Source organism: Sulfuricurvum sp. (assembly GCF_023250475.1).
Classification (GTDB): Bacteria; Campylobacterota; Campylobacteria; order Campylobacterales; family Sulfurimonadaceae; genus Sulfuricurvum.
Genome location: NZ_JAHFAQ010000099.1, coordinates 1 through 8,095 on the forward strand (window position 1 = coordinate 1; position 8,095 = coordinate 8,095).

The window sequence follows — 8,095 nt, forward strand, 5'->3', positions numbered from 1 at the left end:
TCTTCACGAGCAGGAACTTTATCGAGGTGCATAATCATCCCGCTCCCTGAGCGTCCCGCCATCTCGAATGAGCTTGACGTTAGCCCCGCTGCTCCCATATCCTGAATCCCGACAACGTAATCGGTTTTGAAAAGCTCCAAACACGCTTCGAGGAGGAGTTTTTCGGTAAACGGATCGCCCACCTGTACCGTAGGACGAAGTCCTTTGGACGCTTCGGTAAAGCTATCCGAACTCATCACCGCACCGCCGAGACCGTCGCGTCCTGTTTTAGAACCGACATAGATGACCGGGTTGCCGATTCCCTCTGCTTTACCGTAGAAAATCTCATCGCTTTTAGCGAGTCCGAGAGTAAAGGCGTTTACGAGGATATTCCCATTGTAGCACTCATCAAAACTTGTCTCACCACCGATGGTCGGAACCCCCATACAGTTACCGTATCCGCCGATACCCGATACGACGCCGCGTACCAAATAACGCTGATGTGCACTGATATCGTCTTTATTCAATACATTTCCAAAGCGGAGTGCATTGAGGTTGGCGATAGGACGGGCGCCCATGGTAAATACGTCACGCATAATGCCGCCGACTCCGGTTGCAGCCCCTTGGTAGGGTTCGATAAAACTCGGATGATTATGACTCTCCATTTTGAAAACCGCCGCATATCCGCCGCCGATATCGATAACCCCTGCATTTTCACCCGGGCCTTGGATAACCCATGGCGCTTTGGTCGGGAAACCGCTCAAATGTTTTTTAGATGATTTGTAACTACAATGCTCACTCCACATGGCCGAAAAAATCCCGATCTCTACGAGGTTCGGTTCGCGATCTAGGATTTTTTTGATATGGGCATAATCGTCCATTGACAATTTATGTTGTTTTAGAACTTTTTCGATCTCTGGGAGGGGAGTGCTCACGGCAGTTTCCTTAGTAGTTGTAATAATATTAGCGCGATTATAGCAAAGGGGAATATTTATCCATCTTAAAGCAGTGTTATTTAAACCCGAAATCTTTTTCACTGCGGATATTTTTTTTGAGTGAAAAGATATCAATATAGGTAATTGCACTCACTTCGTAGCTCTTTTTTCCGCTGGGGAGTTGAACACTAAATTCATCCCCCTCCTCTTTCCCGAGCATCGCACGCGCCAGAGGTGAATGAACAGAAATCAATCCATTTTCAGGCTCACTCTCTAACGTTCCGCAAATACTATAGGAAAATTCTTCTTCCGTGTTCACATCCATAATCGTGATCGTTGCACCGAAATGGGCGCGGGAGTGATCGAGTAATGAGGGATCGATCATTTTGGCTTTTTGAATCATCGAATTGAGATAAAAAAGTCGTTTATCAATATGGCGAAGCTTCTCTTTCGCCGCATGATACTCCGCATTTTCACTCCGGTCTCCCAGCTCCGCCGCACGCTGTTTTTCCTGATTCACACGGGGTTTTTCAACATCTTTTAGGTACTTAAACTCCCTTAAAAGTTCATCATATCCTCTCGGTGTCATCGGTTCGTTTTGGCTCATTGCTTAATTCTTTTCCATGCATCTGTTTTTAACAACCGACTATTGCAGTCATTTAATTCTAGAAAATATAACGTATATCTGCTTGCTTTGAAGTATTGAAGATATTGCGTATTTCATATTAAAATCAATTCATCTCCAAAACGCAACGAATTTGCAACTTTAAAATGAAATAATTCTTTTCATGCACAATATTAAAAATGACCTTGATACGATTGTCGATGAAATCATCAAAGAGCTTAAAAAAAATGATTTACCGCCCATTCCGGAAAATTTCAGATTTTATTTTGACAAGATATTGGAGACTAAAAATGATGACTTACGTCAAAAAATCACCGCTATCAGCCCTCGATCTGATCAAAATCTCCATAATGAATTTGAGTACGAACGTTCACTAAATCAAGGGACGAAAGCCGTCAAATTGATTTTGCAACAAGGTTCGAGTGTCTATAAAAATACGACTCTTTTAAAAAAAATAATACAAAATAAAAAAAATTCTATGATTGCCAACAAAAATCATGAAACATTGCTGGAAGTTACCGCTTCTGTTGAAAATGTATTAGACAAATTTTTAGTATCACTGGAAAAGCAATCGACTGTCATTAAAGAATTATACGGTACCGCCGCCAGCTCTATCAAAAATGCCAAACGTTCAAGCTTGTACAATGCGAGTTTGGGAGTTTTCAACAAAAAATATTTTATCACCCTGATTGAAAAAGAACGCGAATCATGCATTAATTCTTCGTATGAAAGCGCGTTGATGGCTATCTCTCTATCTTTCGACCAAATCGAATTAGAAGATAAAAAAGCTCACGCAAATTTGATACGCGATCTGGCAGGAATACTCTCAAATGCCCTGCGCCGAAGTGATTCTATAGCCTATTACGGCGATGGAATTTTTTCAATTTTATTGCGCCATACGAGTGATGAACTCGCCGAGATTGCGGCCGACCGCTTTCATCGCCTGATATCAAAGTCCATTTTTCTTGAGCCGGAATCGAATCCGAAGAACCAAAATATTCGGATCGGAATCGTACAAATAGATTCATGTCTGAATACGGAAGAGATATTAGAACAATCCATTGAAGCGATGAATTCCACCGCTTCTGATAATGATCTATCTGATAGCTAGCAACGTCGGTTAGGACGCTCTAGCAGAGTAGCTTATGCCGCAGCAAATCCGAGAATATAATAGGTCGGTTTTCCGTCCACTTTTTGGAGAGTCACTTTGTATTTATCCGCAAAATGGTTGATTTTTTCAAGGGCATCTGCCGCACTGATCTCCCCTGTCGAATCAATTTTGATTTTGAAATAGTCGTTACTGTTTGATAAAGCCACATACGATTCATCCGTTTTCAACGCTTCGTGCAAATCCAAAATATGTTTGATAATTTTCTCATAGCCTGCTGTATTGCCTTCGATACGGCTGAGTTGGAGGCTCAATGCCTCGTTAGGGGTGTATCCAAGTTGATTTAAAATCGCTTCATGTGTCATTCGTGTGTTCCTTTGTAAAATTAAAGAGGTTATTCTAACATAGAAGTATTTATTGATTATAATATCTGTATGAAATCACTCCTAATCCGTCTTACCCACGGTCTTTATGACCAAGATATCGCACCCGAAGAACGTGAGCATATTAATGAATGGCTTACACGGAAACTTCTAACGCATGAAGATAACAAATATCAGCTCGCGTCTCAATACCGCACCGGTATCATCTCTCTCGCCTCTGAAAGCGGTGCCTATCTTCAAACCCTAGGGGAGAGTATCCGAGACCATTTTATCGAGACAGCCAATCTGATGGGGGCTAAAAGCGGCGATTTGGTCATTGCTCAACGACTCATAGGGCGTCGTGGCGGTCCGCAAGCCAAAGTCGTCGTCATCGCAGGACGAAGTGAAACCTTCAGTGTCGCCGTCGTCACGATGAAAAACGGCTATTTGAGCCTCCAAGACATCCGAACCGATCATCCCGCAGGATTTGCCCTTACCGATTTGCCTGAAACTGCCGAAGGATCGCTCTATCAGATCAACAACCAAAGCGGAACCATCGCTTCCTATCTGGGTAATCTCTCCGATCCGAAAGTGGATGAAAAAATTGTCCTCGCCCTCTACAACAAACACGATGCCTTTGAAGATGACGTGTTAGCCATGGCACGCGAATTCCCTAAAGAGGTCGATGCCTCGCTTTACCCTCATCGCCGTGATCTGCGCCATTTGCCGTTTTGTACCATCGACCCCGTCACTGCCAAAGATTTCGATGATGCTATCTGCTACATCCCCGAGACGTCTACCCTTTATGTTGCTATTGCCGATGTGAGCGAATACGTCCACCCTTTCGGAGCGATTGACGCCGAAGCGATTTACCGCAGCTTTTCCATCTATCTCCCTCACCGTTCTATTCCGATGTTGCCGCGTGAGCTAAGTGAGACGCTCTGTTCGCTTCAGCCTCTTGTCGATCGGCTCGCTTACACCTTTGAGATGCACATTGATCCCGAAACCTATGAGATGGATTCCCATACTTTGTATGAATCGGTTATCCACTCTCACCGCAGATTTTCCTACGAACAGATTGATGCATTTTTTGAAGGCAACCATCAAGCCGAAAATGAGAAAGAGGCAAAAGTACTTGCTTATATCCCTGCTCTCAATGAGCTCACCGAAAAACTCCGTACCGAGCGGATGAAAAAAGGGTATAACTTTCGTTCCAGCGAGTTGGAGATGCGGATTGACGAAAATCAAAACATTGTCTCCACCGAGTTTGCCGTCGAGACTCCGTCCCATGCCTTGATCGAGGATTGTATGCTCCTCGCTAACAAAGCGGCGGCATCACTGTATGAGCGGGGCGTTTTCCGTATCCACGAATCCCCTAGCCCGATGAAACTCCAAAGCCTCTACACCGAATTGGCAAGTATCGGTATTTTTGTCGAATCGCAAGGTTCGATCAAAGAGACAATCACCGCCATACAAGCCGAAGCGGAGCGACGCGATCTCATCAGCGAAGTCGATACCCTCATTATCCGTGCGCAGATGCAGGCACGCTACGCGCCGTATAATATGGGGCACTTCGGATTGGGGTTTGATCGCTACACCCACTTCACCTCTCCGATCCGCCGCTACAGCGACCTGATCGTCCACCGCCTCCTCAAAGCGATCAACGCAGGAGATACCGAAGAGGGATCGTACGTCTTGCGCAATATCGAATCTCTGTGTACCTCTATCAGCGAAAAAGAGCGTGAGGCGAGCGACATCGAAATCCGCTTCCAAGAGCGTAAATTCGCCCGCTGGGCGGCTACCGTTATCGGTCAGGAGTTCAAAGCCCGTATTATGCGCGCCGAAGAACCGGTCATAGCAGAGATCCACGACACCATCACGGGGGCGAAAGTACAGATTTCGTCACAATTTGGCCTGATGCTCTTCGATGATATCGTCGTCAAAATCGAAACCGCCAATCTCGCTACTGCTAAAATTACCGCCTCATTTGTGAGCCGAATAGAGAAGGAAACGGATGAATAGACAAGATTTAGACCGTCATCTCCAAAACAACAGCGCTCCGCGAGCGATGGCACTCTTCGGCGAGAGCCATTTTCTCATCGACCGCTATGCACACGGACTCTCCCAAATCGAAGGGGCATCGGTTCTGAGTCTCTACCACGACGAATACGATTTCAATACCGCCAAAGCCCATTTATCCCAAGGTTCACTCTTCGGCGATCAAAACCTCCTCATTATCAAACATGAGAAAAAGCTTCCCAAAGCGGAACTCGATACCCTCGTCGAACTCGTCGGTAAAAACACCGACAATACCTTCATCTACTGCTATTATGGCGACGATGTCAAAGGGGCAGATACTGCGTTCAAAGGTGCCCATACCGGATCGGTTCGATTCTTTCACCCTTTTGCCGCTGAAACACGCGCCATCGTTATTCAAGAAGCGCAAGCCTTAGGGGTTCAACTCGATAACCAAGCGGCATTACACCTCCTCGACATCCACAACAATGATCTCGCCCTCGCCTGCAACGAACTCTCCAAACTCTCCATTTTGGGCAAGCCGATAACAATGAAAGAGATCGACGAGCATGTCTTCGGTCTGAGTGAAATCAAACTCGATCATTTCATCGCCCGTGTTATAGAGAAAAAAGAGTTCCTCCCCTCGCTTCGTCATTTACTCGAATCGGGTGAAAACGAGATACAGCTCCTCACTGCGATCAGCGGATATTTGACACAGCTTTATCTCTTTAATACCACAATAAAACTTCATGGAGTCGCTGATTCAGCACTGGTATTAGGGTACAAACTTCCCGGCTTTGTTGAAAAAGAGCGTGCCGCCCTCTCCATCAAAATTTCACCGGAGGGGTATAAGCGGGGAATTAACCTTCTCCTTGATACCGAGCTAAAAATGAAATCAACAGGCTCACCGGATCAAGAATCCCTCCTATTATCCGCATTACTGAAACTGCAAAGCATCCTTTAACCAAAACTAATATTAAGCTATATTTCAGTATAATCCGCGCGTTCCTTGCTCTTTGCAACACGACTGTCGTGCTGTATAACAACCATAAGGGGCGAACACCATAAGGAGACATACGCTATGAGACATTACGAAAACCTAGTAATCGTAAAACCTACTCTTACAGAAGAAGAGATTAAAAACACCATCGCTCTCGTTGAAGAAGTGATCACTGCAAACGGCGGTGAGATCGTTGCTCGCGACGCAATGGGAATGAAAAAATTGGCTTACCCGATCGAGAAAAATGCTCGCGGTTATTTCTACGTTATGTATTACAAATCTGCACCTGCTGCGATTGCTGAAATCGAACGTCGTTTTCGTATCAACGAGGAAATTTTGCGTTTCGTAACAATGAAATACGATTCAAAACGTGAAATTGCTGCATGGAACACTATGGTTGAAAAAACCAAAAAACCTGCTCCTACAGCTGCTGTTGCTGAGAAAAAAGAAGAAGTAGCTTCTTAACCCTTTTAAGGAAAACCTATGTATAACAAAGTCATTTTGGTTGGAAATCTTACCCGCGATATCGAACTTCGATATTCACAAAACGGTTCGGCAATTGCCAAAACCGCTATTGCAACCAGCCGTAAATTTACGGTAAACGGCGAGAAAAAAGAGGAGACATGTTTTGTCGACATCACTTTTTTCGGTCGTTCAGGTGAAGTAGCCAACCAATACCTGCGTAAGGGTTCTAAAATCCTTGTTGAGGGAAGACTTAGTTTTGAACAATGGGTTGACCAAACCAGTGGCCAAAAGCGCTCTAAACACTCCGTTATCGTCGAAACGATGCAAATGCTCGATTCACGCGGCGACAGTGGTTCTCAGGGCGGGTATAACGAAGACAGCGATGCCGGAAGCAATTACGGCGGGGGATATGATGCTCCCGCTCAAAAAGCTTATACACCGCCACCGTCATATTCAAAGCCCGCGCCGGTAAGAATGCCGGAAAACAATCTCCCCGAGATTGATATCAACGAAGACGAAATTCCGTTTTAGAAAATGCACAAGGATAGACCCATGTCAGAAAAAAGAAAATACAAAAAACGTTATTGCAAATACTGCGAGCAAAAAGTTGATTTCATTGACTACAAAGATGTAGCTTCATTGAAATATTCACTCTCTGAGCGTTTCAAAATCATGCCACGCCGTCTTACAGGTAACTGTAAACGTCACCAAGATATGGTTACGATCGCAATTAAACAATCACGCGCAGCTGCGTTGATTCCTTATACTGTATCACGTAAAGTGATCGCTGGCGCTTCTTTCGACAATTAAGAAGCCCAATATATCGGCATAGCGCCGATATACCTCTCTCCACACAATAATCTTTATCTTATTAATCCATCCATCGTCTTGGATCATATCCCTCTGACGGGCGAACTATTGCAGCTTTTTGCAGCTTTTTGACCATGGTAATAACATCTGATCCATCAACAAAACTTTTCTCATCAGTGCCATTTTCGTACTTTACAAACCCATGCCGTTCATAAAAACCTACGGCAGGTGAGTCACGGACAACACTGACACTGATTTGCTCATACAACGCGCCGGCTTCTATAAACAGCTGTTCCAGCATCTGTGATCCAATTGCCTTCGTACGGAACTCAGGAAGCACCGCTATGTTCAAGATAGGGGTAGAATCATCTATATAGCCGTTTGAGTCGTGATCGGCATTTAAACGGCGTATCCAGACGGCTCCAGCAAGTTTATTATCCACAAGGGCATAAAGGCCTAAATCTTTACTTGTAAAGCCGTAAAATTCATTATAAATAGCCAGTTTCGGAATATCAGAGAGTGATTTATTGACGTCGTCTAAGCGCATCGCATAATGGAGCATATCGGTGAGTATTTTTTGTTCAGAAGATCTGAGGAAATAGAGAGTTGGTTTCATAAATGAAAGTATACAGCAGAAATGCTAAGAGGTTGATTCTGACAATTATAGAATAGTATTAAGGGAGATTGATAAAAAGAGGGGGTTAAATTGTGAAAGAAGAAAAAATCTGAGGCCAGGCGGCGACCTACGTTTCCACACCTGAAAGATGCAGTATTATGAGCGATGAGGGTCTTAGC

At 44.5% G+C, this 8,095-nt stretch carries 10 protein-coding genes; 6 read left to right on the forward strand and 4 right to left on the reverse strand.

Annotation, left to right across the window (positions count from 1 at the left end; translation table 11 throughout):
- The coding region (locus Q0C19_RS09200; RefSeq protein WP_295055333.1) for an AIR synthase related protein at positions 1-860 on the reverse strand (860 nt) is incomplete at its 3' end.
- Positions 861-990: 130 nt separating this feature from the next.
- Positions 991-1,521 (reverse strand): transcription elongation factor GreA, encoded by a 531-nt coding sequence (gene greA / locus Q0C19_RS09205; RefSeq protein WP_295055315.1) that lies wholly within the window; start codon positions 1,519-1,521, stop codon positions 991-993.
- 181 nt (positions 1,522-1,702) lie between these two features.
- Here greA and Q0C19_RS09210 point away from each other — a divergent pair, with 181 nt between their 5' ends.
- Entirely contained in the window at positions 1,703-2,650 is a 948-nt protein-coding gene (locus Q0C19_RS09210) for a diguanylate cyclase (protein WP_295055317.1), read from the forward strand.
- Between the two features lie 32 nt (positions 2,651-2,682).
- Here the strand turns inward: Q0C19_RS09210 and Q0C19_RS09215 are convergent, their stop codons facing one another.
- On the reverse strand, positions 2,683-3,012 hold the full coding sequence (locus Q0C19_RS09215) for a hypothetical protein (protein ID WP_295055319.1): 330 nt from the start codon (positions 3,010-3,012) through the stop codon (positions 2,683-2,685).
- A 69-nt stretch (positions 3,013-3,081) separates the two neighbouring features.
- Between Q0C19_RS09215 and Q0C19_RS09220 the strand changes: the two genes are divergently transcribed.
- The 5 genes from Q0C19_RS09220 to rpsR all read left to right on the forward strand — a co-directional run bounded on the left by Q0C19_RS09220 (position 3,082) and on the right by rpsR (position 7,300).
- Positions 3,082-5,031, forward strand: coding sequence for a ribonuclease R family protein (locus tag Q0C19_RS09220; protein WP_295055321.1), 1,950 nt, complete (start codon positions 3,082-3,084; stop codon positions 5,029-5,031).
- Positions 5,024-5,989, forward strand: coding sequence for a DNA polymerase III subunit delta (gene holA, locus Q0C19_RS09225; RefSeq protein WP_295055323.1), 966 nt, complete (start codon positions 5,024-5,026; stop codon positions 5,987-5,989). Before Q0C19_RS09220 ends, holA begins: the two co-directional genes overlap by 8 nt.
- Before the next feature lie 117 nt (positions 5,990-6,106).
- Complete coding sequence (gene rpsF / locus Q0C19_RS09230; protein ID WP_295055325.1) at positions 6,107-6,490, forward strand: 30S ribosomal protein S6; 384 nt, start codon at positions 6,107-6,109, stop codon at positions 6,488-6,490.
- Positions 6,491-6,508: 18 nt separating this feature from the next.
- Entirely contained in the window at positions 6,509-7,021 is a 513-nt protein-coding gene (locus tag Q0C19_RS09235; RefSeq protein WP_295055327.1) for a single-stranded DNA-binding protein, read from the forward strand.
- Positions 7,022-7,042: 21 nt separating this feature from the next.
- Positions 7,043-7,300, forward strand: coding sequence for a 30S ribosomal protein S18 (gene rpsR / locus Q0C19_RS09240; protein ID WP_295055329.1), 258 nt, complete (start codon positions 7,043-7,045; stop codon positions 7,298-7,300).
- A 61-nt stretch (positions 7,301-7,361) separates the two neighbouring features.
- Here the strand turns inward: rpsR and Q0C19_RS09245 are convergent, their stop codons facing one another.
- Positions 7,362-7,916: a GNAT family N-acetyltransferase gene (locus Q0C19_RS09245; RefSeq protein WP_295055331.1), complete on the reverse strand. Its 555-nt coding sequence runs from the start codon at positions 7,914-7,916 to the stop codon at positions 7,362-7,364.
- Between the last annotated feature and the right edge of the window lie 179 nt (positions 7,917-8,095).